The sequence below is a fragment of the Photobacterium satsumensis genome (assembly GCF_050336935.1).
Classification (GTDB): domain Bacteria; phylum Pseudomonadota; class Gammaproteobacteria; order Enterobacterales; family Vibrionaceae; genus Photobacterium; species Photobacterium satsumensis.
In genome coordinates, this window is record NZ_JAKJSK010000006.1 from 1,392,703 (window position 1) to 1,417,939 (window position 25,237).

General features: G+C 45.3%; 24 protein-coding genes. 4 read left to right on the forward strand and 20 right to left on the reverse strand.

What is annotated here, in order from left to right; all coding sequences use genetic code 11:
* Positions 1-2: 2 nt before the first annotated feature.
* From L4D79_RS06495 to fabG, 4 genes are all read right to left on the reverse strand, one after another.
* Positions 3-575 (reverse strand): sigma-70 family RNA polymerase sigma factor, encoded by a 573-nt coding sequence (locus L4D79_RS06495; RefSeq protein WP_428648953.1) that lies wholly within the window; start codon positions 573-575, stop codon positions 3-5.
* A complete protein-coding gene (locus L4D79_RS06500; RefSeq protein ID WP_428651720.1) occupies positions 575-2,011 on the reverse strand; it encodes a chromosome partitioning protein ParA in 1,437 nt (478 codons plus the stop codon). The genes L4D79_RS06495 and L4D79_RS06500 overlap by 1 nt, the downstream gene beginning before the upstream one ends.
* A 50-nt stretch (positions 2,012-2,061) precedes the next feature.
* On the reverse strand, positions 2,062-3,384 hold the full coding sequence (locus L4D79_RS06505) for a serine/threonine protein kinase (RefSeq protein WP_428648956.1): 1,323 nt from the start codon (positions 3,382-3,384) through the stop codon (positions 2,062-2,064).
* A gap of 228 nt (positions 3,385-3,612) precedes the next feature.
* Positions 3,613-4,347: a 3-oxoacyl-ACP reductase FabG gene (gene fabG, locus L4D79_RS06510; RefSeq protein WP_428648959.1), complete on the reverse strand. Its 735-nt coding sequence runs from the start codon at positions 4,345-4,347 to the stop codon at positions 3,613-3,615.
* A 280-nt stretch (positions 4,348-4,627) separates the two neighbouring features.
* Between fabG and L4D79_RS06515 the strand changes: the two genes are divergently transcribed.
* Both L4D79_RS06515 and L4D79_RS06520 read left to right on the forward strand, forming a co-directional pair.
* On the forward strand, positions 4,628-5,599 hold the full coding sequence (locus L4D79_RS06515) for a LysR family transcriptional regulator (protein WP_428648961.1): 972 nt from the start codon (positions 4,628-4,630) through the stop codon (positions 5,597-5,599).
* Positions 5,550-6,467: an alpha/beta hydrolase gene (locus L4D79_RS06520; RefSeq protein WP_428648963.1), complete on the forward strand. Its 918-nt coding sequence runs from the start codon at positions 5,550-5,552 to the stop codon at positions 6,465-6,467. The genes L4D79_RS06515 and L4D79_RS06520 overlap by 50 nt, the downstream gene beginning before the upstream one ends.
* Positions 6,468-6,528: 61 nt before the next feature.
* Here L4D79_RS06520 and L4D79_RS06525 read toward each other — a convergent pair whose 3' ends face one another.
* The 8 genes from L4D79_RS06525 to L4D79_RS06560 form a co-directional block, all read right to left on the reverse strand.
* Positions 6,529-7,050, reverse strand: coding sequence for a DUF2058 domain-containing protein (locus L4D79_RS06525; RefSeq protein WP_255041852.1), 522 nt, complete (start codon positions 7,048-7,050; stop codon positions 6,529-6,531).
* 144 nt (positions 7,051-7,194) lie between these two features.
* Positions 7,195-8,682, reverse strand: a complete 1,488-nt coding sequence (locus L4D79_RS06530) for an LruC domain-containing protein (RefSeq protein ID WP_428648967.1) — start codon at positions 8,680-8,682, stop codon at positions 7,195-7,197.
* The gene (locus L4D79_RS06535) at positions 8,679-9,059 is read right to left on the reverse strand and encodes a hypothetical protein (protein ID WP_428648970.1); all 381 of its coding nucleotides are present in this window, start codon (positions 9,057-9,059) and stop codon (positions 8,679-8,681) included. Before L4D79_RS06535 ends, L4D79_RS06530 begins: the two co-directional genes overlap by 4 nt.
* Before the next feature lie 257 nt (positions 9,060-9,316).
* On the reverse strand, positions 9,317-10,651 hold the full coding sequence (gene astB, locus L4D79_RS06540; RefSeq protein WP_428648972.1) for an N-succinylarginine dihydrolase: 1,335 nt from the start codon (positions 10,649-10,651) through the stop codon (positions 9,317-9,319).
* A 305-nt stretch (positions 10,652-10,956) separates the two neighbouring features.
* Positions 10,957-11,289, reverse strand: a complete 333-nt coding sequence (locus L4D79_RS06545; protein ID WP_428651722.1) for an SMR family transporter — start codon at positions 11,287-11,289, stop codon at positions 10,957-10,959.
* A gap of 164 nt (positions 11,290-11,453) precedes the next feature.
* Complete coding sequence (locus tag L4D79_RS06550) at positions 11,454-11,840, reverse strand: hypothetical protein (protein ID WP_428648975.1); 387 nt, start codon at positions 11,838-11,840, stop codon at positions 11,454-11,456.
* Between the two features lie 169 nt (positions 11,841-12,009).
* Complete coding sequence (locus tag L4D79_RS06555) at positions 12,010-12,933, reverse strand: cation diffusion facilitator family transporter (RefSeq protein ID WP_428648978.1); 924 nt, start codon at positions 12,931-12,933, stop codon at positions 12,010-12,012.
* Positions 12,934-13,071: 138 nt separating this feature from the next.
* Positions 13,072-13,650, reverse strand: coding sequence for a DNA-3-methyladenine glycosylase I (locus L4D79_RS06560; protein WP_428651724.1), 579 nt, complete (start codon positions 13,648-13,650; stop codon positions 13,072-13,074).
* Positions 13,651-14,022: 372 nt separating this feature from the next.
* Here L4D79_RS06560 and L4D79_RS06565 point away from each other — a divergent pair, with 372 nt between their 5' ends.
* Positions 14,023-14,304 (forward strand): PDDEXK family nuclease, encoded by a 282-nt coding sequence (locus L4D79_RS06565; protein ID WP_428648981.1) that lies wholly within the window; start codon positions 14,023-14,025, stop codon positions 14,302-14,304.
* A 146-nt stretch (positions 14,305-14,450) separates the two neighbouring features.
* Here the strand turns inward: L4D79_RS06565 and L4D79_RS06570 are convergent, their stop codons facing one another.
* From L4D79_RS06570 to L4D79_RS06590, 5 genes are all read right to left on the reverse strand, one after another.
* On the reverse strand, positions 14,451-14,798 hold the full coding sequence (locus tag L4D79_RS06570; protein WP_428648984.1) for a hypothetical protein: 348 nt from the start codon (positions 14,796-14,798) through the stop codon (positions 14,451-14,453).
* 148 nt (positions 14,799-14,946) lie between these two features.
* Positions 14,947-16,134, reverse strand: a complete 1,188-nt coding sequence (locus L4D79_RS06575) for a cystathionine beta-lyase (RefSeq protein WP_428648988.1) — start codon at positions 16,132-16,134, stop codon at positions 14,947-14,949.
* 149 nt (positions 16,135-16,283) lie between these two features.
* A complete protein-coding gene (secF, locus tag L4D79_RS06580) occupies positions 16,284-17,180 on the reverse strand; it encodes a protein translocase subunit SecF (protein ID WP_428648991.1) in 897 nt (298 codons plus the stop codon).
* Position 17,181: 1 nt separating this feature from the next.
* Positions 17,182-19,002: a protein translocase subunit SecD gene (gene secD, locus L4D79_RS06585; RefSeq protein WP_428648994.1), complete on the reverse strand. Its 1,821-nt coding sequence runs from the start codon at positions 19,000-19,002 to the stop codon at positions 17,182-17,184.
* Between the two features lie 246 nt (positions 19,003-19,248).
* Positions 19,249-19,788, reverse strand: a complete 540-nt coding sequence (locus L4D79_RS06590) for a hypothetical protein (protein WP_428648996.1) — start codon at positions 19,786-19,788, stop codon at positions 19,249-19,251.
* A 310-nt stretch (positions 19,789-20,098) separates the two neighbouring features.
* Between L4D79_RS06590 and L4D79_RS06595 the strand changes: the two genes are divergently transcribed.
* Positions 20,099-20,980 carry an NAD(P)-dependent oxidoreductase gene (locus L4D79_RS06595; RefSeq protein ID WP_428648999.1) on the forward strand — a complete coding sequence of 294 codons (882 nt, stop codon included), beginning with the start codon at positions 20,099-20,101 and terminating at the stop codon, positions 20,978-20,980.
* A 96-nt stretch (positions 20,981-21,076) separates the two neighbouring features.
* On the opposite strand, the gene L4D79_RS06600 is transcribed toward L4D79_RS06595, so the two are convergent.
* From L4D79_RS06600 to L4D79_RS06610, 3 genes are all read right to left on the reverse strand, one after another.
* On the reverse strand, positions 21,077-21,559 hold the full coding sequence (locus L4D79_RS06600) for a hypothetical protein (RefSeq protein WP_428649002.1): 483 nt from the start codon (positions 21,557-21,559) through the stop codon (positions 21,077-21,079).
* Between the two features lie 784 nt (positions 21,560-22,343).
* Positions 22,344-23,714 carry a S8 family serine peptidase gene (locus L4D79_RS06605; protein WP_428649004.1) on the reverse strand — a complete coding sequence of 457 codons (1,371 nt, stop codon included), beginning with the start codon at positions 23,712-23,714 and terminating at the stop codon, positions 22,344-22,346.
* 196 nt (positions 23,715-23,910) lie between these two features.
* Entirely contained in the window at positions 23,911-25,119 is a 1,209-nt protein-coding gene (locus L4D79_RS06610) for a NupC/NupG family nucleoside CNT transporter (RefSeq protein ID WP_428649007.1), read from the reverse strand.
* Between the last annotated feature and the right edge of the window lie 118 nt (positions 25,120-25,237).

Consider the following 25,237-nt stretch of genomic DNA (forward strand, 5'->3'; position numbering starts at 1 on the left):
GATTATGCCATCCGAGACTGAAGCCAGCAGCGGGAGAACTTCAGGTCTTTCTCAATCAGGCTTGCGCTGCATTCAAGCAAGTCACTGATTTCTTGAGTACGCATCCCCATTAAGTACTTCAGCTTAAGCGCATTTGACTGACGTGGGTAGCGCACACTAAAGCGCTCAATCGCTTTATCCATAATCATAAACTGCTCGAATTTGTCCTCGTTAGACTCAGGCAACATAGTCAGTTGCTGGCGTTTTTGCGCCTGCAGCGACCTCGCATTGTCTATCAAGATCTGGCGCATTACTTTAGCGGCCATCAGGTAAAACTCTCGCTTACTATCAACATCCGCCATATCGGTATTCGACAGTTTTAAATAGGCGTCATGAACCAGTGCTGTCGTGCTGTTGACGCTATCTATCAAGACATCATTCTCAAGGCCATATTTCTCCGCACTGCGATCCCTTTCCTGCTTGGCAATAGTACGCAGTTGCAAATAAGCAAACTGGTACAGTTGGCTTTCTGCTTGCTTATCTCCAGCCTGCCATTGTTGAATGATCTCCGTGATTTCTGAGCTTCCTGGTTGCATTAGATCTCTCCGAACACTTTCTTAAATTCTGATATCGCATAGGCTTGGATCTGATCCGAACCATCCTGATGACGTGTAATGGTTTGCTGGAAACGATATAGGATCCCCTGATCCCACCCCTTTCCAGCAGGCAAGTACTCCCATGTGGTATATCTTGGGGGCTGCCCTGCCGGATACCAACGAACCATCACGTTCATCTGTGCCAGCTCTGCTTTCGCAGATGGATTATTCAGCCACCACATATCCGCAAATTCCGCAGTCACATTTTGGGTATACTCAGCGCGTTGCTTAGGGCAGTCCTCGGCCCCTTCAGGCCCCAACCAAACCTGGTTGCCATCAACTCTCAAACAACGCTGCTTTATATCGGAATCGATATACGTAGTCTGCTTCCATATTCCTTCAACGGGAATCTGATGCCCCAACTCTTCAGGATAGGTAAACCAGAGCATCTCACCCCGATTAGCATGGCGGACCTCATCTTTCGGCCCTAGTCCCTGTACTTTCTCCATCAGCAGCTCGGTCGTGGGATCGAAGTTGATCGCCATCGTTCGGTACTTCCAATCTCCTTCATCATCGTGATCATCAATCGCAAATCCGTTTAAATCGTTGCGAGTACAACCTTGAATACTGCAACCCACCAGTCCCTTGAAGTTAACAAAAAGCGCGATCGGTTCTTCAAGTACCGCTTCTCGCCCCTTTGAACGGTCAAGATAGCAATTACGGAAATAGTCTCCGGTACTGGGGTACTGGATTAAATGAGATGGTGTAATTTTATAATCGAGTTCACCGATCGGTGTATTGTAGTTAGCTCGGTCGATATAACGTAAATCCACCAAACACGCTCTACCCTGTGGGTCCTTTTTCTTAATCACTATGTTACGAAAGCGCTTGTTAAGCGGTGAATAAACGACCTCATCAGAAGTAAAATGGGACTCAATGTACTGCTGGCTTTGATTAAGATGCTCCACCGCTTCCTCGGCAGAAACCCAATCAATATCAATGGTATCTTTAATACTGTCGATGATATTCAAATCAAGCTGACGTAACTGCTGCTGGAACTTGGGGTCAGCCAACATATCGCTCAGCAATAAGATCTCCTCTCGGTCTTGTGGGGTGCTGTCCAAAGAAAGTAGCAACCGCGTTAAGTTAGTACTTCGGCTTGGGCTGGTTGAAGAGAGTGTTGGCGTAATCACCTGTTGGCCAGAGAGTTTAGTGAGTAATAAGCCTTTCTCATTGTTTCCCAAAAAGAAGCTCACCACATCGCCGGGTTGGTATTGAAACGCTCCTTTATTGGTAAAGCCCTTTATATCGGAGCTTGTAACGTAGAATAGTCCTGTCACAGGCGCATCAATGAAGTACCCCGTATGCGGTTCGGCAGCATAAACAGATTCAGTAAACATGGTAGACACAGTAACAATAGCGAGACCAGCCAACATCGATAATTTAATCACTTTTCTTCCTTAAAATTTGCATCTTTACATTGTTATTATTGTTCTGGCTTTCGCTTGCTCGTCAGTTCCATCTCGTGTTTATCCGGTGTTGGCGTCATCATAATCATTAAGAGCTTTTGCTTGATGTGCTTCGGAAGATCAGGGTTGGATAAAATTCGACGGCGGGATATATCCAGCATCGCACCAACCGACATCAGGGCTTGATCACTGCCTTTTGAATGAAACATCATGCTAGTCACTTCATACATCATGTTTTCAGCAATGGTTTTTTCAGCCACCAACCGCTGATTTTGAACGGCCAAAGTGGCTGTAAACACCCCTACTGTCACTATCAGTAAAATCCCAGACATGAACGGGACAGGGCGACGCTGAATAAACTTGCCCATACAATACAGTGGCATGCCCTGCTTCATTGAAACGGGGCGGTTAGCTAAGATGTTTTCTACGTCATTACGCAGCTCGCTCATACCGCTGTACCTTTGTTCGGGCTCGCTTTGGGTAGCCTTTTCAATGATCGCTTTGATATCAGCTGGTGACTGAGGAAATAAAAACAACAGCACTTTACCCAAAGAGTAAATATCACTCTGCTGGGTAAGGAACCCTCCGCACTGCTGCTCAGGGCTTGCAAATTCCCGGCTGAAAGCCACAAGTTCACTTTCCTTTTTACCCGCGTTATTGTTGATTACTTGGGTTAAATTGAAGTCGAGCAGTTTAGGTTGTCGCTGGCTATCAACCAAAATATTTTCAGGCTTTATATCCGCATGAAGTATATGATTTTGATGAGCATGCTCAATTGCTAAGCAAATATTTTTAAATAGCTTTAATTTATTGGCGACAGGCAATAAGTTTTTCTGAACATATCTGTCTAATGTTTCGCCTTCAACGCATTCCATCACGATATAAACGCAGCCCTGATGCTCACCACCATCAAAAACTTTGGCAATACAAGGGTGATTCAATCGAGCCAATAATTGCGCTTCAGAAAATAAAGCACGCTTACCCAAAATTTGGGTTAATTGCGGCTGGATAAATTTTATCGCTAGCTGCTGTTCAAATGTTTCATCCGCCCGGTGAGCGGCATAAACAACCCCTATACCACCTCGACCAAGCTCATGAGTAATCTGATATTTATCTACTATCTGCCCCGAAAAATCGAGCTCAGACCCCATCGCATGCTGAGCGTTAAAACCAAGAATTGATGTTAAATGCTGCTTATCGCTAGCTTCAAGTAGTTGTTGAAGCTCGTTATAAACCTTGGCGTTTTCACTCGCTATTTGGGACAGAATAAAATTCTTTTCCTCATCATTAGCGTCGAGGAGTTGATAAAATATCTCTGTGGCTGTTGAGCTTGATTGCACTGTTTTCTTTTTATTCTATGTATAAATATGGCGTGTAATCTACTAAAGTCACAATATGCTTGTAAAGGTATTCTTTAGGGGCTTTCGATATAATTATCACAATATAAAAAACTTATAATTAATATTGCATTCGGTATAAGTAAATTTAGCTAACCATAACTAATGAACCAGTGTTCAATAAAAAACGGCTGCCAAAGCAGCCGTCAAAATAATGACGAAACGATAGTTTTAAATAACTAGCCCGCCATCAATCTTCAATGTTTGACCGGTAATGAATGCTGAGTTATCACTTGCTAGGAACAAGGCCCCATTGGCTATATCTTGCGGTTTGCCCATTCGGCCTAACGGCGTTTTATGCCTCATGAAATCCAACACTTTTTCAGGTAGTCCAACCGTCATGGGTGTTTCAATGAATCCAGGGGCAATACAGTTGGCCCTGACTTGGGCCCCTTTACGAGAAAACTCCTTCGACCAACTCTTCGTCATGGCTATGACACCACCTTTGGTTGCCGCGTAGTTTGACTGGCCAATATTACCGTCGGTTCCCACCACTGAAGACATGGTGATGATCGAGCCAGAGCCACCTTCAACCATAACAGGCGCAATGGCTTGGGTCATATTGAAGACCCCCTTTAAGTTAACATCGGAAACCAAGTCCCAATCTTCCTCTGTCATTTTTTCAATCAGGTTGTCCCGTGTCACACCGGCGTTATTAACGAGCACATCGATCTTACCGTGCTCTGATTTCACTTTTTTAACGAAATTTGCAATATTCTCTCGATCACACACATTCAGCTCAATGGCTGTAACGTTAGGATACTTGGCTTCTAAGTCCGTCATGGCGGCTGCATTCATATCACACGCATACACCTGAATTGCATCATTCTTAGCAAAGGTTTCGACGATGCAGCGGCCAATCCCTTGGGCACCCCCTGTCACTATACACACTTTGTTATTTAGCATTTTAATTCCCCTATATGAATACCAAACTGTTGAGTTAAAAACGGTTAGAACTGGTATTAGCGAGTGCCTGCAGTTGTGACGGGCAACACAACTCACTGTATTCTGGTATTTTAGAAGATTCACCCCAATAGATTACTCACATTAATGCAAATCAGCTTTGCTAATATGACGATATACCCTCAACATACCGTGATCATTGCCACCCATAGCATTTATTCATCATTTTGTTGTTTTTTCTTGCTATAACTGTATGAGGGTAAATGGATTTTAGGGTGCACTCATGTTGGACAAGGTTGTCTTCTTTCTTCACGTTGTGAGAACCGGCTCGATCAGCGAAGCGGCAAAGCACAACAATATCTCACCTTCCGCTGCCAGTCGGTGGCTTAATGAGTTGGAAGAAAAAATGGGGGTCAGCTTACTTAAGCGTACAACGCGTAAAATCACCCCAACCCAAGCCGGACAACGACTATTCGACAGATTCAGCTTGCTATATACCCAAATTGACGATGTGTTCAATGAAGTCCAGAACATGAGCAGTGAAGACAAAGGCACCATTAAAATTGCCAGTACCCCGCTATTTGCCAAGCACTATCTGAGCCAAATCATCGGCGAGTACCTGCTGCTCCACCCATCAATTAACTTTGTGGTACTTGAAACGGCCTTCGAGGTCGATCATGTCCATGATGTAGACTTTGCGATACGAGCCAATGCCACCTACCGAGGTTTTCAAGACAAAGATAGCCTGCTGGTTAAGCGCTCACTTCTGCGGGAACCATTAATGGCGTGTTGCTCCCCGGCCTATATTAAAAAAAACGGCAAACCCATTATCCCCGATGATCTCAAACACCACCGCTGTCTGTATGCCAGTACATTAGTGGGTGGCAATCGCTGGATTTTCGAGTTGGATGGAGAATACTCCACTGTCGAGATCACACAGACCGTGGAGGCCGATGACAGTGAAATTCTCAAGAATATTGCCGTGCATGGTGGAGGAATCGCCTATTTACCACACAGCTTGATTGCCAACGAGCTAGATAAAAAAACCTTGCAGCCTGTATTAGAAAATTACGTCAGCAGCCAGTTTGAGCTTAACCTCTATTTCAAACCCCGTAAGTATATGCCAGCGCGTTGTGCCAATTTCAAAGATTATCTCATTGAACGCGTTCCCGAAATTGAACTACTGAAGCGACAAGGAAACTCGCATGGCCGACATGCCAACAAGCCTGCAGGTATGGCTAAAACAATTCAATGATGCCCTAGCACAGGCAAAGGTGCTGGGGATCCCTCCTACGCCTGAAATGGCCAGAGCAGGGCTGTCGAGCATCACGGAGCAGTTTGTCACAACCCCAGTCGACATCGAGCAAGTCATCGATACACATATCCATGGGACTTCAATTCCTTGCCGTATTTACCACCCGTCTCCGGGCAATAAATTACCGATATTATTATTCTTCCATGGAGGCGGCCATATGTGTGGCAGTATCGAGGTTTACGACCCGATAAGTCGTCGCCTTGCCCATCACAGCCACCACATCGTCGTCACAGTTGATTACCGGCTATCCCCCGAGCATCCTTATCCAAGAGGCCTCGTTGACTGTATTATGAGCCTTGAGGAGATAGTAAGTACGCTGACAAGACAACCTATCGCTTTCCAGCCGACTATATCGATTGCCGGTGACTCTGCAGGGGGGGCATTGGCAACAACGCTTGCCCAACGTCACCCAGATAGCATCAACCAGTTAGTCTTGATATATCCCAGCCTCGATTACACCTTTTCCAGTGACTCTTTAGTTGATTACCGCGAAGGCTATATCTTGGAGACGACAAAGATCCAATGGTATTTCGATCAATATTTCCAGCAGGTAGGAAACCGCCGAGAGGCTTCACCGCTGTTTGGGCCGTTACCCAGTAACCATCCAGCAACCATGCTCATAACGGCAGGTTTTGATCCGATACAAGATGAGGGTAAAAGGTATTTCGAGCGGTTACAGATACTAGGGATCCTGTGCACGCACCATCACCTCGACAACATGACGCATGCTTTTCTCAATTTGGAAAATCTTGTCCCGGAGAGCTGCGATACAACCTATCGCTATATTGGTGAGTTCCTCAATCCATGATTTTTGGCAGGTAATAAAAAGCCCAGCAGTGCTGGGCTTTGACAATGTTACAGGTGGCGGTTTACCACATTAGATCATCAGGGATCTGGAAATCGGCATACGGATCGTCTTCATCAATCTCTTGTTCTGAAGACGTATTGTTCACAATAATGCTTTCTTCATCACGCTGGCTGATTTTATCGGCCACAACACCCGGGATCACTGCGTAGCTTTCTAGGTAACGTGCAATCGCCAAACGACCGCTGACAAGCTGATCTTGTGTCTGCTTATTAACATAAATTTTCTTAACCAATGTGCCATCGGTAAAGTTATAGCCGATGTCTCCATCCGCAATATCAATTTTGTTCATTTCAATCAATTGCTTGACTTGAGATGTGATCGCTTTCTTGTCGGCTTCTGCCTGCTTTTGACGGTTCAGCTCTTGATCCTGCTCCAACTGGGCAGCCTTGTTAGCTTCTACTGCCGCTTTAGCTTCGTTGCGCAGTGTACGGGATTTTTTGGACTGTTTGCCCGCTTTCTTTAGTTTTTTCTTATCAATGAGACCAGCTTTTAGCATCTGCTCTTGAAGGGATAGTTTCGCCATATCGACTCCGTCACGGGCAATCTTAAATTAAACAGGTAAACCAATAAGCCAAAATAAAGCCCTAGCCTATTGGTTTGCCATATTATCCCTGTGCAATAAGATTTAGGTCAAGTCATTGGGCGATTTACAAGGCGATAGATTGTGCTAGTCCCATTTCCAGAAAGCTTTACCTATTGATTTAATCTTGTTCTGTGATGGTGCTGTGTACCAAGAATCCTCTTGTTCACCATTACTGGTGACAAAGCCCAAGAAGGTAGTGTAGGCCCCTCCTAAGTCTTCTCGCTCGAGTGGCGGCTCCCAATCTTCCGGGATAATAATAGCAAAAGGATACCCCTGTTCATTTTTAAACCCACCAGCAACTTCTGCGTTATTAACTGAACTGCCTAACCGGGAAGCGTATTCAGGTAAGTGAATTTCATAACCGGTGTTTTGCACATAGAGGTAGGGATCATAGGGGGGCAAGGCAATACTTGAAAGCTCAATCGGTGTATCAAAATCAAACGCTACACTGAATTTGTGCCCTTTTACCAAATCAATATTGGTTTCTGTATTGGCAAATTCAGAACTAGGGTTATTCATCAAAGACTTTGTCCCCTGTAACAAGCGCTTGTCAAAGCTCCCCGTCAACGAGAACGTCTGCGGGAAACCACTTTCTTGCTCGGTAGAGTCTGGCTTGAATAAATTCAGGGTCCCTGTACCAGATGCCGTGTCGGGTAGGCCAATATGCAAATGCCAATCATGTGTAAAGCCTGACCCCCTCGCAATCATGTAACCATAGATAATCAGCGAGGTCACTTGCTGACCAGTCATCCCATAACCGACACGATAACCCACGACCAAATCATTAAAGTCATAGTCACTTTTTACTGGGTAGTTATCCTCATAGGCAGCAACGTAGTACTCAACTGATGAAGGAAAATATACCCATGAGTCGGTATCATTTTCAATTTGATTTTGTGTGATCACCAGAGGAGCTTCATCTTGTCCAGGGGCTTCTTGAGCCAATGTGGTTGCATCAAGCTGACTCAGCAAAGCGAGATCTTCGGGACCGGCGGTAAAATCATAAAATGCTTCAGGATCACCCAAAGCGGTATTGGTTTCCAAGAAAGTGATATCAACGACGACTGAAGTCGCACTCTCAAGTGAGATACTCACCGGAATCGTCAACACGGCGTCAAATGAAGTGCCTTGCCAACCGCTATTTGGCGTCAATGAAGAAGATCCAGTCCTTCCTATCAAGGTATAGAAGAGTGAGCGTTCTGTTTCGCCAGACTTCGCTAAGAGAGACTGAGTTGGCGTAGAAAAATCGGTGAAGGTAAAGGTATTTCCTCCAGTCACCACAGTCAAAGTAACGGACTCTACTGCAACCCCTTGGCTAGAGGCTTTTTCTGTGCCGTTCGCGGCTTCATTGACATCAACGGCAAGCACTATGGCATTACTGTTCTCTACCCTTATCGCTTCCAACATTGCTGCCGTTGGATTGTTCTTTTGCTGTCTGGCCTTAAACAAATCGATGTTGCCACTGCCCTGTGTAGACACCGTATCTTTGAGCAAGATAGACTGCTCTGCAGCGATTCCTTCAGATAAGGTTGTCAGCATTATCACAACAAATACCAATACTGGCTTAATCATAAAGTCACCTCCCCTGTCACCGCGTCATCACCAATAAAGTCACTAAACAAATCGAATCTGACTGCTTTGTCCTTCAGGGGGATCGAAATCGGGAAAGCAAAAAGTGTCTGCTTATCAATTTTACCGAGAAACAAAATGCTGCCGGAAGACAGATAAACCTTAAGGTACAGCCTGTTACCAGAGAAATTAAAATCAGAAGGGTTTATTTCAAATAAATAGTTTTCAAACTGCTGAAACCTTGCATCGGCAGGCACCGTATTTTCGCCTAGCAAGGTTGTAGTCGGTCTTTCAGGTTGAGGCTGTGATGCCGAACCACCCTCTCCTCCTCCACATCCAACCAGTAATAATAAAGCTAACAAGTAATAGCAATGCTTCATGATATTTCACCCCTTAAAAACATCAGGGCAATACAACCACGTTTCATGCCAACCATGGTTTGCTCTATATATCAGTAACTTATTAATTTAAGAAAAGCTTGCTCTCGCAATTTCACTAATTTGCTGCAAAAGAAGATGCAAAATGAACATCTCATAATGAATAAAATGTCTAGTAATCAATGCTTAACAAAAATATGAGACGTGCCTTATAACAAAAAAAGAGAAAGCAGCACTTGCTTGTGCTGCTTTCTGGGTAGTTATTGTTGAAAAGGATAAACAGAGCCTAAATTGAGAATTTGAGTCAACTCATCAAGAGCCGTACGGGACTCCATCAGCAAAGAAGGATCAGCCAGATCGGCCTCTGACAATTGGTCGCGGTAATGCTTCTCCACCCAGCTTGTTAACTGGCTGTACAAGGTATCTGACATTAAGGTACTCGGGTTTACTGCTGCCAACTCAGTCTGGTTTAACGCGACGCGCAGTCTCAAGCACGCAGGGCCCCCGCCATTCGCCATACTCTGTTTCAGATCGAAGACTTTAATATCATCGATGCCCTGCTTGTTGGCGAGTAGCTGATCTAAGTATGCCCATACCCTCGGGTTATTTCGGCACTCTTCAGGCAAGATCAACACATTGTCGCCGTTAGGCATGGTAACCAACTGCGAGTTAAACAGATAACTGGTCACGGCATCTTCGATTGTGACGCTCTTCGTTGGCACTTCGATAATGCGCATTTCACCCGATAGTTTCAGGTTTAACTCATCATAAACGGCCTGCTGATTCAGAAATGCCTGTTCATGACAAAAAAGGACATTACGGTTACCGACAGCGATAACATCGTTATGGAACACGCCTTGGTCAATCACATCCGGGTTTTGCTGGGCAATCACGACCTTGTCATTATCCAACTGATGCAATCTTGCAACCGCTTCGCATGCTTCAAATGTATGCCTGGCAGGGAACTTCTTCGGCTCAGGAAAGCGGCTGTCGAAGGCATGGCGGCCAAAGACGAAGAACTCAACCCCTTGCTGGCCATAGTCGACACAAAAACGTGTGTGGTTGGCTGCACCTTCATCACCAAAGTGCTCGACGCTGGGCAGGGCCGGATGATGGACAAAGTGGTTAGTATCAGCAAAAGTGGCCTTTAAAATTCGCCCGGTCACCTCATGCTCGATAGAGCGATGAAATTTATTGGTTAGATTGGCCGGCGTAAAGTGGACTTTTCCATCCTTTGTGTCTGCCGAAGGCGAGACAGTTGCCGCATTGGCCGTCCACATGCTTGAAGCTGAGCAGCAAGCCGCCAACACCTGCGGCGCTTGCTTCGCTGCTGCAGCCAAAACAGTCTGATCACTGCCGGTAAAACCCAGCTGGCGTAACGTCGCAATATCCGGCCTTTCCTGCGGGGCAAGCACACCTTGCACCATTCCCATATCTGACAGTGCCTTCATTTTCGCTAATCCCTGCAAAGCTGCCTGTTTAGGGCTAGAAGGATTAGCCTGATTCTTCGCCGACGCGACATTACCGAAAGACAGTCCACTGTAGTTGTGCGTTGGGCCAACTAGGCCGTCAAAGTTTGCTTCAAGTGCGCTCATAGACATTCCATGTTTGATTACCACGCCAACACAATAACAAATTCGCTACATTTACAACAAGCTTGGTACAACTATCTGATTTTGGCAGAGAGCAAGATAGAAATGACTTGTTATAGCATGGCTATGCAGCAGTCGTGTAATGCTGATGGCTTAATCGTTCATACTACTGCTGGGTTAATACCTGAGCGACCTTAGGTCTAACACATATTTACGCGTTTCATGATCAGAAAAAGCCTGCTTATTGGAAGCAGGCTTTTTATTATTCTGTGCGCTGGATCATCATGGAACACCGCTGAGAAATTAAATCAATGGCTTACTGATTGAGAAAAGACGTTGATAACAACCGTACCAGACAAGATGAGTAACATGCCGATCAAGGCAGGTAAATCAAGTTGCTGCCCGTACCACAGCCAGCTAATCATCGCGACCAATACAATCCCCGCACCGCACCATATCGCATAGGCAATACCAATCGGAACGGCCTTCACCGTGACAGACAACATAAAGAAAGCAATAGCATACCCTGACAGGGTGATCAGGGTTGGCATGAATTGGGTAAACTGTTGGGTTTTAGGCAACATTGACGTTGCAATAACTTCGCAAACAATCGCAATAGACAATGCCATCATAGGCGGCATAGACGCAATCAACTTGAACATCAGGCACTCTTAGCTGGGAGAAAGCGCCAATCGTATTCGAGATTCATGAATATGTCATGAAATCTGGCATTATTTTAACTAAGTAAACCCATAACCCAAATTACCTCAAGGTACCTGAATCTTGAAGTAGCTTGGGTATAAACTTAATCATCCCACTCGACTACGTGCCCCGCATCATAAATGCCATCGCTGTAGGCTGGAGAGAAATTAATAAAGATGTTTTCCTTCGAAACCGGCAAGACGTCAGCCAAAGTATTAGCAATGACTTCCAACATATTGGCGATCTGCTCTTCGGTATTGAAATTTGGTGCGATGAGGTGAACCAACAGCGGGTGTGTTTTCTCTGGCTGGCAATCAACCACTTTACCGTTGTGGGCGTAATGATGAGGAGAAAGGTAATCCCATGTCGCCATGACATGTTTTAACTCGATCTCACTGGTTTCTGAAACCGATTTTGAAAGCACATCCAAGGTGGCAGGAATATTCACTTCCTGAGCAAAAGGCAAAGACTTGATTCTAATTAACGGCATGGCGCTTCTCCTCTATGACCTTACCTAGCAGCTAGATTGCTACTAGGTAAATAGTTCGGTCACTTTCTAGAAGATAGCTAAGTGCGTTGCTGCTACACCTTCTCAATATTGAGAATTTTAACTTTTTTGTCATTTACCTAAGCGTATACCCAAGTGACTTAGGTATAAATTAATCACAGCTCTTATCCTCGCAACATGGATTGATAACACGTTCAGCGCAGGTATAAGGCTCAATATGGATAACGACATCAACCAGTTCGTCAATCTGGGCCAAGATATGCGACTTGAATTTTTCGCTAATGGTGTGAGCATCTTCAACGCGCATGTCAGGATCAACCAACATATGGAAGTCCAATAAAATAGTACTCCCCGTACGACGACTGCGAATAGCGTGCACTTCTTTTATTTGTGGCATCTCACTGGCATAGCCTTGGATCTTTGCCTCAATATCTTCATCAACCTGCGCCTCGGTCAACTCCATAATGGCCGGCCACAAAATTTCAATCGCCGCTTTCAAGATCATCGCCGTTACTATCAATGCTGCCACTTGATCAAGATAGTGCAAATCAGGGAACACAAAATTCGCCACAACCGCGATAGCAACAGGCAGAGAACTCAACGCATCACTTCGGTGGTGCCAAGCATTGGCATGGAGAGAGCGACTATTGATTCTCTTTGCTTGGATAACAGTCCATCGATACAGCACCTCTTTCACCACAATCGATGCAAGAGCAGCCCAGAAAGCCAGCATCCCAGGAACAGCGGTTGATTCATGTCCCAATGCCGATAGTGAATCCCAACCAATTCCTATACCGACAATAAACAACAAAATACCAATAAATATATTGGTAAATGTTTCGAAACGCCCATGACCATAGGGGTGACCTTTATCGGCAGGGGCAGTCCAGTAACGCGAACCAATCAAGATAGCGGTATCGGTGATCAGATCCGAAAAACTGTGGACACCATCGGCAACTAACGCCTGACTGCCGGTGATTTTACCTACCGTGATCTTTAAGACCGCCAAACTGACGTTCGCGATTGAGCCAATCCAGGTTGCTCGATGGATTACTTTTACCGGGTTTTCTGCCATTATCCCAACTTCTTACAAGGTTAAAATGCCCTCGCTACTTCAACATACGAGGGAAAAAGTAAATAATACGCTTCATCACTCTGACAAACCAGTTTCTCTCCGCTATCACAATAATAGATAAAGACTATCAGACAGAGACTATCTATTTTCTTCTATTACCTCTTGGTAGCAATAGCAGGTCACTAAATGGTCATTAACCATGCCAACGGCTTGCATGAATGCATAGCAAATAGTCTCCCCGACAAACTTGAAACCTTTCTTTTTGAGAAAACGGCTCATTGCCTTTGACGTTTCAGTGGAAGCCGGGATATCGGCCATTGTCTGCCAGTGGTTAGTTATCGGCTGGTGATCGACAAATTGCCACAATGCGTTTTCTAAACTGCCATATTCATTAATTAGCTGCTGGGCAGCACGCGCGTTATTAAATACCGAGCTAATTTTTCCTCGGTGCTTAATGACATCATGATTGGAAATAATTGTTTCCACCTGGCAATCATCGTATGAAGCTAAAATATCGAGGTCGTAATTCTCAAATGCAGCACGGTAGGCGTCACGCCGCTTAAGAATGGTATACCAACTCAATCCAGCTTGAGCACCTTCAAGTGTCAGGAACTCGAATAAATATGTATCTGTTCTATTAACCCTCCCCCACTCCTGATCGTGGTAATCCCGCTCAATGGGATGCTTTATTGCCCAAGCACATACACTTTTTTCCACTGTCTCTTCTTTAATATCGCTCATTTTTCCACCACAAAATTCAATTGTAACAATGACCGTTCCACCCAACACAATAAACATAAATAAATCTCAACAGGCATACCTCTTTAGGGTTAGTTTTGAGCATTTTTCCCTTGATAATATTCCATTAGAGAATTAATCTGTGAACAGTTACTGACAATCTTATCGATTATTTAGAATTAAAAGACAAGTAATGTTAAATTGATTTTAAAGTATGCATTCAAGTTTCAATTTTTTGCCAACAACATCACATAAACCCAGATGGGTCATGTAAATCAAATTGAAAAATAGCAACTTCGTTCCATAATGGGAAAATCAATACGTCGTTATTGGTTAGGGAAAAGGACTTTTATGAGAAATATCGCCGATTTTATCGAGCAACTAGAAAAAGGGGATGACCCATTTAATGTCTGGGTATACTCCAGTAAAGGTCAATACAGTCAGTTCGGCAAGCAAGGTAACAAGATTTCAACTCCGGCTCTCCAGCGTGCGTTGAACAGGTACCTTCAAGTTGTGGTAGAGATGAATAATCCATCGGATGAAGATGCATTTTTATTACTGCCAGAGGTTCATGCTGTTGTGCCTGTGTCGTTTCGAGACGGCCAGGTACAATCACTGACACGACCAAACTAAAATAAGCCATCGCATTTTGTGACTAACGATTAAGAACGATACATGGCTAGGTCAATCTTAAACACAAAATGATAGTGACTTAACCAAAAACAGACCGCTATGGTCTGTTTTTTTATGGATGGAACAGCACCCAAAACACTCTTCTATCACTCGTAACTGTATCTAAAGCTCTGATATGGGTTAATAAAAGATGTCTGCATCAGCACTCGCCTACCAGCTTGGCAGGCTTTGTTGCCTTCATCCCAACCTTGGTTAAATTTTGTGTCACTACCATCCAGAGTCTCATCCTTACCAAAGACTTTGCCATAATTGCCTGTAATACCCAGCGCACTATCGCACCCTTGGTTATAGCCATAATGGTAGATACTGTCGTAAGGCACATCGTAAACGTAATCATCAGGAAAAAGCTGGTAGTTTTCCAGATCTGAGCTTGAACAACCCAACATTGTCATTGGGAGTATGACAATAGCGGCCCAATACCCTGTCTTTTTCATAACTGCCCCTCTTGTACGGCGTTTACTAAATAGTAGCTAAAACCGCGCATACCGGTGCTCAAGAAAGATAATTAAACAGGCGCACAATGGCAGAATGAAAAAAAGGCCAGCACGGCTAGCCTTATTTTTGGTACTGATTTAACGCGGATTATTTATTCAGCACCGCATTCAAACGCTCGAAGCCGCGCTCTAAATCAGCAATGAGATCGTCCGCTGATTCCAAGCCAATATGCAGTCGCAATAGCGGACCTGCAAAATCTTTCTTGGCAACCGTACGCAAAGAGTTGATATTCTCATTTGCGAGGATCAAACTTTCAAAGCCACCCCAAGAGTAACCCATGCTGAAGTGTTCCATGCCATCAAGCAATGCCGTCAGCGCCTCGGTATTACCGCGGTTCAACACAACAGAAAACAGTCCGTTACAACCTTTAAAGTCACGCTTGTAGAATTCGTGGCCTTCACAGCTTTCAAAAGCCGGATGACGAACATGATCAACTTCTTCCCGCTCTGCCAACCACTGCGCGACTTTAAGGCTATTCTGCTCATGCTGCTTCAAACGTACGCCGAGGGTACGAAGCCCTCGCATGGCGAGGTAGATGTCATCTGCAGAGGTACATTGGCCAAGCAAATAGCTGTTTTCTTGTAGTTGCTCCCAACAACGCTCATTGGCTACTGCAGTCCCCAACATAACATCGGAATGACCCACAATATATTTGGTCGCAGCCTGAATCGAGATATCAACACCGTGTTCAAAAGGCTGGAAGTTTACAGGGGACGCCCAGGTGTTATCTAGCATCACCACCAAGTCATGTTCATGGGCAATACGAGACAAGGTAGGGACATCTTGAACTTCCATGGTGATTGAGCATGGCGACTCAAGAAACAATACTGTTGTATTCGGCTTGATGAGATCACGGATCCCCTCGCCAATCATAGGATCGTAATAGGTAGTTTCCACGCCCATCTTATCGAGGATTTTGTCACAGAAGTCACGGGTCGGTTCGTAAACACCATCGACCATCAAAATGTGATCACCCGCTTTGACGAAAGACAAAATAGCGCTGGTAATGGCAGCCGTCCCACATGGATACACAGCACAGCCCACACCACCTTCTAGCTCCACCATAGCATCTTGGAAAGCGAAGTGAGTATTTGTACCACGGCGGCCATAGAACAGGGCTTTGTTCTTTCGGTTCGCAGTGGCCTGCTTCATCTCTTTCACCGATTCAAACACGATGGTCGAAGCCCGGCTAACTGGCGGATTAACCAGTGACTGTGTCCACTTTGCAGAACGCCCTGCCGTAACGATCTTGGTCTCTAATGATTTCTTTCCCATGTTGCGTCTCTTTCCTTTCATTCTCGGCGCTAGTCTCCATTCATTTGACGTTATCACAGTTGGCCGCCAAATGGGTAATAACGAAATAAAACAACAAAAAAAGGGCCCAGAGGCCCTTTTATATCCAAGTAACGTCAAGCTGCAGTCGTCTACGGCTCTTGTGAAACCGGCTGCAACTTGTAGTGTGACGAATCAAGCTTAAATAGCTCTGGTAGGGCCGTACCCACAGAGACCGAAGACCAGGTCCCCGTCAAAATACCGATAAACATCGCAATGGCAAATCCTTCCAGCGGACCACCACCTAATAACCATAGAGAGCCAACGGTCAGCAACGTCGTACCGGATGTGATCATGGTACGGGAAATCGTCGCTGCAATTGCCTCGTTGTTAATATCTTCAATCGCTTTATTCGGTTTAGATATCAGCAATTCACGAATACGGTCAGCAATGATGATTGAGTCATTCAGCGAATAACCCAAAATAGCCATCACAGCCGCCAGCACCGTCATATTGAACTCCATCTGAGTAAGCGCAAAGAAGCCCAGGACAAAGATCACATCATGCGCCAGAGCGAAAACGGAGCCCGACGCCAAGCGCCATTCAAATCGGTAACTCAGGTAACCTAGAATACACAGCACAGCGACCAGCAGTGCCAATCCGCCCTGCTCTGCCAGCTCTTGCCCCACTTGCGGACCTACAATACTGGTATTGAGCACCTGCACTTGTGCATCAATAGTATGAAGCGCTGCAGCAATATCCGGCGCATCTCCTTGCTCTGGTATCGCATAGCGCAATACCCAGCGCCCCGGTTCACCGGCAGCAATCACACTGGCATCCTGACCCAGTTTGTCGTCCAGCAGCTGATCGATTTCATGGCTAGTTAACGCACTGTTGGTTTGCACCTCAGTAACAATACCCCCCGTAAAATCTAGACCCCAGTTCAAGCCTTTAACCGAAATAGCCGCTATGGAGCAAATCAGTAAAATAATAGAAATGACACTCGTGACATGGCGCCATTTTGTTGCATTTTTCATAGTGATAAACATATTAAATTCGCACCTCACGTCGAGCATCACGACCCCACACCAAATTGATAATGGCGCGGGAAGCAAAAATACCGGTAAACATACTGGTCATCAGTCCCAACCCCAATGTCAGGGCGAACCCCTGAATAGGGCCATTACCAATCGCGTAGAGAACAACGGCGGTGATCATGGTGGTGAAGTTGGCATCGAAAATCGTACTGAAGGCACTACTAAAGCCCCGGTCGATTGCCTGAGCCAAACTACGGCCTTCTCTTAGTTTGTCGCGAATACGTTCGAAAATAAGTACGTTAGTATCTACTGCCATACCGACAGTCAACACCAAACCGGCAATACCCGGCAACGTCAGTACCGCCCCAGGGATCATAGCAAGCAGGCCAAATAGCATCACCATATTGAAGACCAGCGCGACATTCGCTACCCAGCCAAGGCGTCGATACCACAATGCCATAAATATCAATGTCAGGCCCAAACCCAATGCCAATGCGGCAAAACCGTTTTCAATATTTTCTGCACCCAGTGTTGGACCAATAGTTCGCTCTTCAACAATGGTCACAGGAGCTGTTAGTGAACCGGCGCGCAGTAGTAGTGCCAACTCCTGGGCATCCTGCATTGAGCCCGCGCCAGTGATTCTAAAGCGGTTACCCAATTGGCTTTGGATCGTTGCCACACTGATGATCTTGTTCTCTTGTACCGCATTGCCTTCACTGTCACGGCTGTACTCGCTAAAAGCTGTAGCCATTGGCTTACCGATGTTCTGACGTGAGAAGTCAGACATGATCTTGCCGCCAGCACTGTCAAGGTTGATGTTCACTTCAGCCATACCCATCTCACCAAAACTGGCACGGGCATCAACGATATGATCACCACTCAAAATAGGCTTACGTGCTACGCGTACAGGCTGCCCACGCTCATCATTGATGATCATTGTGCTGCCACTACCCAGCTCACGAACCGGATAGAAAGCCAAGCTGGCTGTTGCACCGATAACACTTTTAGCTGCCGCAGGGTCTTGAACACCTGGCAATTCGATACGGATGCGATTTTCACCTTGGCGCTGTACCAAAGCTTCGGTGATCCCCAACTCTTCAATTCGGCTGCGCATAGTTTGCAGGTTTTGCTGAACAGTTAGGTTACGAAGCTGAGTTTGCTCATCGGCTCTCAGAGCCAGCTTAACACCATAGCCAGCATCATTGGTTACTTGCCATTGAGGGTAGTTTTTGCGAATAAACTGACGAACTTTACCATTGGCTTCGTTATTAGGTAGACGCACGACCAAGGTATCTGAAGCCACTGCTTCAATTCGGGTATTTCGAATGCCTTCCGTGCGAAATTCCTGACGCAATTCATCTTGAAGCAATTCGCCCTGAGCTTGATAGACCTGGTTCATGTCCACGTCTAGCAAGAACTGCACGCCGCCACGAAGGTCCAAACCAAGCTTGATCGGCGCAAACCCCATACCCTGCAACCATGCAGGTGCTGCAGGTGTCATGGCCAACGTTAATTGCGAATCACTGTTAGGTCCCATTTTTTCCGCTAGAACCGTACGGGCTTGGGTCTGCTGTGATTCGTCGACAAGCACAACCAACGTACTATCAGGCTGCTGATCAATACGCTTAACCGCAATATCATGCTGCTTCAACGTGTTTTGCAGTTGAACCACATCAGGTACTGGCACGCCTTTAGCTGAAACTTGTACGGCTGCATCTTCACCGTACCAAGTCGGGATTGCACTTAGCATCATCACAACCAAGGTGACGAGAAGGACGACATATTTCCAAGCGGGATAATGGTTCAATAACCGCTGAGGGGCTTTTTTTCTCATATTTTTTACCACTGTTTTGGTTGCACCCCCAGTAGATAGAAGCACAACACACTGCTCTCCAATCACATTGAAAAACAGTCTCAATACCGCCCTCACCCGTTAATCGCTTCGAGCCATGAGCTAAATACACAAAGCATCATTACTCTAGGTAGCAATACTCAAAGTAGTCATACCCAAGGCAAAGCAATAACAAGCAAGGTTTAATAATCCTAGCCTTTAACAGGTAAGGAATAGATCGATGTCAGACTAAGCCAACGGGAGGCGGTGGTGGTAAACGGTGTATATAAGGTTTGATTCTTTCCAGCCGGAAATACGGCCTGAAGGGGGAGAAGTGTTCAGTGTCCAATCTAGCGCTGGCTGCATATCGACCCGGTAGTCCTTGGCAAAGCTCGGGACCGGTTCGATCGGCAACTCAATCGCCAATTGATAAGCAGGTTCAATATCTTCTGGATCATGGCGCAGCAGGCTAGCAAAACGGCTAGAGGTGACAATAGCGAGGTCTAGACTACGGTCATGATTGGAGTGCTGGTTACTATTGGATTGGGAACTGCTGTGAACGTCTATCGCATCAACTAAATCGATCTGATCCAACTTAAACAGCGCATTGAGCTCTGTTTGTGAAGCCTGAAGCGGTAAGCTGTGACTTCCTGTGGCAAAAAAACGATCAAAAGAGGCGGATTGCGCCAATTGCTGTGAAAACGCCGTCGGCATATAACGATTGGCATCACTGTCGACACCGCTATAAACGCTATGCTGTTGTCCTGCGGTAACGTTTGATACAGGCATGACTGAGCCTGCATGGCTAGGCCATACAAATCCCAAACATACTATCAACATCAAAACTCTTAGCACAGAAGTCAGCATAAAACAGCCATTACAGAATAACTTTCCGCATCATAGGGGCTGAGCCAGTGATTCACAAGAAAATATTGCGTTTGCCCACATTTTTTTAGTTATTTTTTGACAAGTCTATATGTGCTATATATCGAAGCAATTCAATGGTATTTCTAGCCTATTTCTAAGATACTCAAAAACCACATATTCACTATCCGTCTTCACCGTTACTCAGTAGCGCTTATGTTAAGGGAAGCAAATCATGACATCACATAAAATTGCATTTATCGGGCTGGGCACCATGGGCTTCCCGATGGCTGGCCACCTTGCCAATGCTGGCCATCATGTGACCGTATATAACCGGACCACCGCCAAAGCGGAAAAATGGGTAGAGACTTATGCTGGCAGCTACGCCTTAACGCCAGCGGCTGCAGCAGAAGGTGCTGACTTTGTATTTACCTGCGTCGGTAATGATGATGATTTGCGCCAAGTATACTGTGGTGATGATGGTATCCTCGCATCAGCAAAACCGGGAGCCGTACTCATTGATAACACCACGGCCTCTGCAGAAGTCGCCAAAGAAATTGCTGAATATGCCAGTGATTGTCAGCTTAGCTTCCTTGATGCGCCTGTATCCGGTGGCGAGGCTGGCGCTGTAAATGGTTGCCTTACCGTCATGGTCGGCGGAGAAAGCAAGGTATTTGAACAAGCCAGACCGATTATGGACTGCTTTGCCAAAGCAACAACCTTGATGGGTGGGGTCGGCTACGGCCAAATTACCAAAATGGCTAATCAGCTTTGTATTGCCGGCGTGCTGCAAGGGTTATCGGAAGCTATTACGTTAGCGAAATCTGCCGGGCTTGATATCGACCAAATGACCGACGTGCTCAAGCATGGCGCGGCAGGTTCTTGGCAGTTGGAAAATCGCGCTCAAACCATGGCAGAAGATAAATTCGACTTTGGCTTTGCGATTGACTGGATGCGAAAAGATCTGGGTATTTGCTTTGAAGCAGCGGAAAAACTGGGGGTTGAGCTACCTCTCGCTAAGCAAGTGGACCAAAAGTATGCCGAATTACAAGCCCGCGGCTACCAGCGTGCTGATACATCGGTACTCATCAAGCAATTTGATAATGATAAACGCTAATATACAGAGCCAATGTTTGTCTTAATGAAATGCGATTAACTTAATACCAACAAAAGCATGGGGCTATCCAGCCACATGCTTTTGTTCATTTCAATTTTACAGCTTAATATCTACCGCTAAGTAGAATGAATCGAGTTGAGACATATTACGATCTTTCCATTCATCCCAAGTATCAATCACACGATACCCAAGTTCCATACTGTATTGGTCACCCAGTACATACTGAATCCCCGTTTGTGCTCCCAAGTTCCAGTCATTATCTGCCCCTTTGAAAACACTGTAGCCCGCACTACCGCCAATAAACCAATTCCATTTTTGGTTGTCTGAAATACCAACCATATAGTCATAAGATGCAAACAGATTTGATGCCTCAGAATCCGTTGCATAGGCATAAGTACCGGTTACTCGGTGGTTGTCGTTAATGATGACACCCGCACGCAAGTTAGGCTCAAACTGATAGCCTCCATGATTCATTGTGCCGTCACTGACTCCCAGCCCGACAAAGCTCTCGTACTCCGCAGCGGATACACCACCAGACAACAAAATTGCAGATGTCACAATTAAACCTAACTTTTTCATTTTGTACCTCATCGATAAAAAACATCGTTCAAAACTGATTATCAAGATACTGATGAGAGTACAGAAGTAGTAGTGAATCTTGCTTAATTCACATTAATTTTAAGTGGGGACTGGGCAGTAAAGAACTAAAAAATCATCAAGGCATCATAGAGATACATAACCAATAAATATAAAATACCCTGAGCGTATCATTACGAACTACAATGCGACTACACTCATCATTGATGACTTTTCTTATATATTCCGATTAAGATAATAAGCATACTTCCAGCACAACTTTTAAATAACTCAATAATCCAGAGTCTAGATTCATTACAATTCACACAAAATTCAAAGTTAACACCAAGCAACATAAGTCGTTGATTAATAATGCATGTATAATAATCAACTTATTTATTGTAACGCTCTAAATTATTGTTGTTGAATTCACAATTTAGCATTCTCATGCTTTCATAAATTAAAAACACCACTAATAATGAGGATTGTTAAAAAAGGAATTTTGTTATAAAAATGAGGACAGTATGATTAGGGCGTACGCTTACTTATCTCAAAAACGGCCATATCTCCACTTGTTCAATGTCACTTCAACATTTATTTTTTTTACTTTTTGCTGTTACCAACTACTCGTGAATGAGAAAGTAACATTCGGACTGGGGCTCTTCTTCGTTGCTATTATGGTCATCTTATTCAGTCAAGCCTCTTCATATCGTCAGAAGTATTTGAGTAGTGACTAATTAGCAATCAAGCAAAAACCTCATTCAGAAGAACGAGGTTTTTTCTCTATTTAACCATCGATAACGCCATTACAGTTGTTATCTATACCGTCATTTCGCCTTGGACCTTTTTCATTTCGAGAGGGATTAACCTGTGCATTTTCATCATCACAATCATTAACTTCTAAACAGTAACCATCACCATCATTATCGGTACAAACGGGATTGAGTTCTTCTTCACTACCCGGCATCCATTGCAATGCTGAGTAAGCCTGCACGAGACCATGCCCAAAACTACTGTCATACCCTTTGCTGCCCAAGTCTAAGGCAGACGCCTGCATTGCCGTTATAACCTCGTCGTAAGCCTTTCCACTAGCAAGCAGCATCGCGGCAATCGCGCTCACATGCGGCGCCGCCATAGAGGTACCTTGGAAGAAATAATAGCCGCTCGTGTTATCAATAATGGTTTCTTGCAGGACTCCATCAGCATAACCGTCATTGTTAGCATCTGCTCGAGTATTGCCACCAGGAGCAACGATATCTAACCCCTTACCTCTATTGGAATAACTCGCCAACCCATTATTATAATCCGTCGCCCCGACAGCGATGACAGTGGGATAAATCGCAGGGTAACTGACATTTTTCCTAAAGCCATCATTACCCGCAGCGGCAACAACAACGACCCCATTTGTTGCGGCATAGTCTAATGCAGGATCCATTACACTATCATTAGTTATTCCATGCTTTGCATTAACGCCCAAGCTCATATTGATGACCTTGGCGCCATTATTAACAGCCCAGTATATACCTTCCGCAATATCCGCAAAGCTACCCGAGCCAGAATCATCCAATACTTTAACCGGCATAATGCAGCTCTCATACGCTAGCCCTGAAACACCGATTGAATTATTGGTACGTTGGGAAATCGTACCTGCGACATGGGTTCCGTGCCCATCCCCGTCAACCGGAAGGCCATCATTATTGACAATATCTCGAGGTGAGTCAGTACACCCAATACCATCTTCGTTACTTTCCGTAAGACCAGTATCCAGTACAGCAACGACGACATTGGCACCTGCACTTATTGTCCATGCCGTGTCTGCTTGAACTTTATCAAAATGCCACTGATAGCTTGCTAAAGGATCGTTAGGCGAATACACAAAATGTTCAGCAACTAAGTTTTTTCCTGCCTTTCTGCCTTTTGATTTTTGCTGTTTGACTTTATCTGACTCCTTTCCCTTTTCTGCCCGAATAACCGAGAGCCCCGAGTTGGGATAGTAGCGAATCAGCCTTTCTCCACTTAACTCTTCAGGTGAGGCCAAAACAACCACTTCGCCGGCTCGAAACGGAGCACCTTGCTCACTGGCATGCACACCCAAATGAAAGCCGAATGCAGCCCCAATAACGACAACGTGACATGACTTGTCAAAAATATTCTGCATGATGATCTCCTAAACGACATGATGAGTGTAGCTAGTCGTATTCGGCCGGCATCTGCAAAAAGGTTAAATATATACAACTGTATAATTTTTTGTCTTGGGCTCTCAGTTTTAAGACACTCACTTGGCAGTCAGCAAAACAACCTATACAAAAAAGCCGCCCTTTTGGGCGGCCTTGTATTTAACTTATGGCTAGGCGTTACAGGCTAATGAAAATACCTGCCAAAGCTGCACTCATCAAGTTAGCGAGTGTCGCTGCCAGTACCGCTTTAATGCCCAAGCTAGCAACATCACCACGGCGTTCTGGTGCCATCACACCGATAGAGCCAATCTGGATAGCGATTGAACCGATGTTGGCAAAACCACACAGAGCAAAAGTAATGATTACCTGGCTGTTCTGAGATAGCGTCTCTTTAATGCTTACGAAATCTAGGAAGGCAACAAATTCATTCAGGATCATTTTCTGACCAATGAACGCACCCGCCTGAAGCATTTCAGAAGCAGGTACACCAATAACAAACGCTAGCGGTGCGAATAGGTAACCAAGCATACCTTGCAGGGTTAGGTGTTCGAAGCCTACCCAAGAGCCTACAGTTTCTAGTCCCGCGTTAGCCATCGCAATCACACTGACAAAAGCAATCAACATGGTACCGATAGCCACTGCCACTTTCATACCGTTCATAGCACCTGCAGCTAGAGCATCAATCGCATTGCTGTGATCACTTTTCGCCATTTCAATATCGGTTTGCTCAACCGCAACGCTCTGCTCTGGTACGAGTAGTTTCGCCATCATCAAGCTACCTGGCGCCGCCATAAAGCTTGCAGCGATTAGGTACTTCAGATCCACACCCAAACCAGCATAACCGCCGAGTACACTACCGGCAACCGATGCCATACCCCCCGTCATCACTGCAAACAGTTCTGAACGAGTCATTTGTGGTAGAAATGGTTTCACTAGCAGTGGAGATTCACCTTGTGATAGGAAGATATTACCTGTAGCAACCAAGGATTCAGCACGGCTTGTACCCAACGCACGCTGAATACCACCACCGATCACTTTGATGATCCATTGCATCACGCCAAGGTAATAAAGAAGGGAAATAAGAGCACTAATGAAGATAACAAGAGGAAGGACGCGAACAGCAAAGATAAAACCGGAAGTCGCTAGATCACCAAACAGGAACTTTATCCCTTCATCGGCAAAACCCAATACGCTAGCAACACCACTACTCATTGCCCCCAGCATCTTTTGCCCAACGGGAATATACAAGACCAAAGCGGCAAAGCAGGCCTGTAACAACAACGCCCCACCAACCGTACGCCAGTTGATTGCTTTACGGTTTTCAGATAGCGCGTACGCGCACAATACCAGTATCAAAATACCGGCCAAACTAATTAACAACTGCATTATTTCGTCCTGTTGCTTTGTCTATGTGTTGGGAATTCGAAAAATGAAGGTGTTACTGCCTGCAATACCAATGGGGACATCGCCTTCGGGGAGAAAGCTAAACAGGAAGGTCCCGAGC

Excerpts from the sequence above, each read along its gene's own strand:
- L4D79_RS06495 (WP_428648953.1), bottom strand. The coding sequence starts at position 575 with ATGCAACCAGGAAGCTCAGAAATCACGGAGATCATTCAACAATGGCAG.
- L4D79_RS06500 (WP_428651720.1), bottom strand. The coding sequence starts at position 2,011 with ATGTTGGCTGGTCTCGCTATTGTTACTGTGTCTACCATGTTTACTGAA.
- fabG (WP_428648959.1), bottom strand. The coding sequence starts at position 4,347 with ATGCTAAATAACAAAGTGTGTATAGTGACAGGGGGTGCCCAAGGGATT.
- L4D79_RS06515 (WP_428648961.1), top strand. The coding sequence starts at position 4,628 with ATGTTGGACAAGGTTGTCTTCTTTCTTCACGTTGTGAGAACCGGCTCG.
- L4D79_RS06520 (WP_428648963.1), top strand. The coding sequence starts at position 5,550 with ATGGCCGACATGCCAACAAGCCTGCAGGTATGGCTAAAACAATTCAAT.
- L4D79_RS06525 (WP_255041852.1), bottom strand. The coding sequence starts at position 7,050 with ATGGCGAAACTATCCCTTCAAGAGCAGATGCTAAAAGCTGGTCTCATT.
- L4D79_RS06530 (WP_428648967.1), bottom strand. The coding sequence starts at position 8,682 with ATGATTAAGCCAGTATTGGTATTTGTTGTGATAATGCTGACAACCTTA.
- L4D79_RS06535 (WP_428648970.1), bottom strand. The coding sequence starts at position 9,059 with ATGAAGCATTGCTATTACTTGTTAGCTTTATTATTACTGGTTGGATGT.
- astB (WP_428648972.1), bottom strand. The coding sequence starts at position 10,651 with ATGAGCGCACTTGAAGCAAACTTTGACGGCCTAGTTGGCCCAACGCAC.
- L4D79_RS06545 (WP_428651722.1), bottom strand. The coding sequence starts at position 11,289 with ATGCCGCCTATGATGGCATTGTCTATTGCGATTGTTTGCGAAGTTATT.
- L4D79_RS06550 (WP_428648975.1), bottom strand. The coding sequence starts at position 11,840 with ATGCCGTTAATTAGAATCAAGTCTTTGCCTTTTGCTCAGGAAGTGAAT.
- L4D79_RS06555 (WP_428648978.1), bottom strand. The coding sequence starts at position 12,933 with ATGGCAGAAAACCCGGTAAAAGTAATCCATCGAGCAACCTGGATTGGC.
- L4D79_RS06565 (WP_428648981.1), top strand. The coding sequence starts at position 14,023 with ATGAGAAATATCGCCGATTTTATCGAGCAACTAGAAAAAGGGGATGAC.
- L4D79_RS06570 (WP_428648984.1), bottom strand. The coding sequence starts at position 14,798 with ATGAAAAAGACAGGGTATTGGGCCGCTATTGTCATACTCCCAATGACA.
- L4D79_RS06575 (WP_428648988.1), bottom strand. The coding sequence starts at position 16,134 with ATGGGAAAGAAATCATTAGAGACCAAGATCGTTACGGCAGGGCGTTCT.
- secF (WP_428648991.1), bottom strand. The coding sequence starts at position 17,180 with ATGTTTATCACTATGAAAAATGCAACAAAATGGCGCCATGTCACGAGT.
- secD (WP_428648994.1), bottom strand. The coding sequence starts at position 19,002 with ATGAGAAAAAAAGCCCCTCAGCGGTTATTGAACCATTATCCCGCTTGG.
- L4D79_RS06590 (WP_428648996.1), bottom strand. The coding sequence starts at position 19,788 with ATGCCTGTATCAAACGTTACCGCAGGACAACAGCATAGCGTTTATAGC.
- L4D79_RS06595 (WP_428648999.1), top strand. The coding sequence starts at position 20,099 with ATGACATCACATAAAATTGCATTTATCGGGCTGGGCACCATGGGCTTC.
- L4D79_RS06600 (WP_428649002.1), bottom strand. The coding sequence starts at position 21,559 with ATGAAAAAGTTAGGTTTAATTGTGACATCTGCAATTTTGTTGTCTGGT.
- L4D79_RS06605 (WP_428649004.1), bottom strand. The coding sequence starts at position 23,714 with ATGCAGAATATTTTTGACAAGTCATGTCACGTTGTCGTTATTGGGGCT.
- L4D79_RS06610 (WP_428649007.1), bottom strand. The coding sequence starts at position 25,119 with ATGCAGTTGTTAATTAGTTTGGCCGGTATTTTGATACTGGTATTGTGC.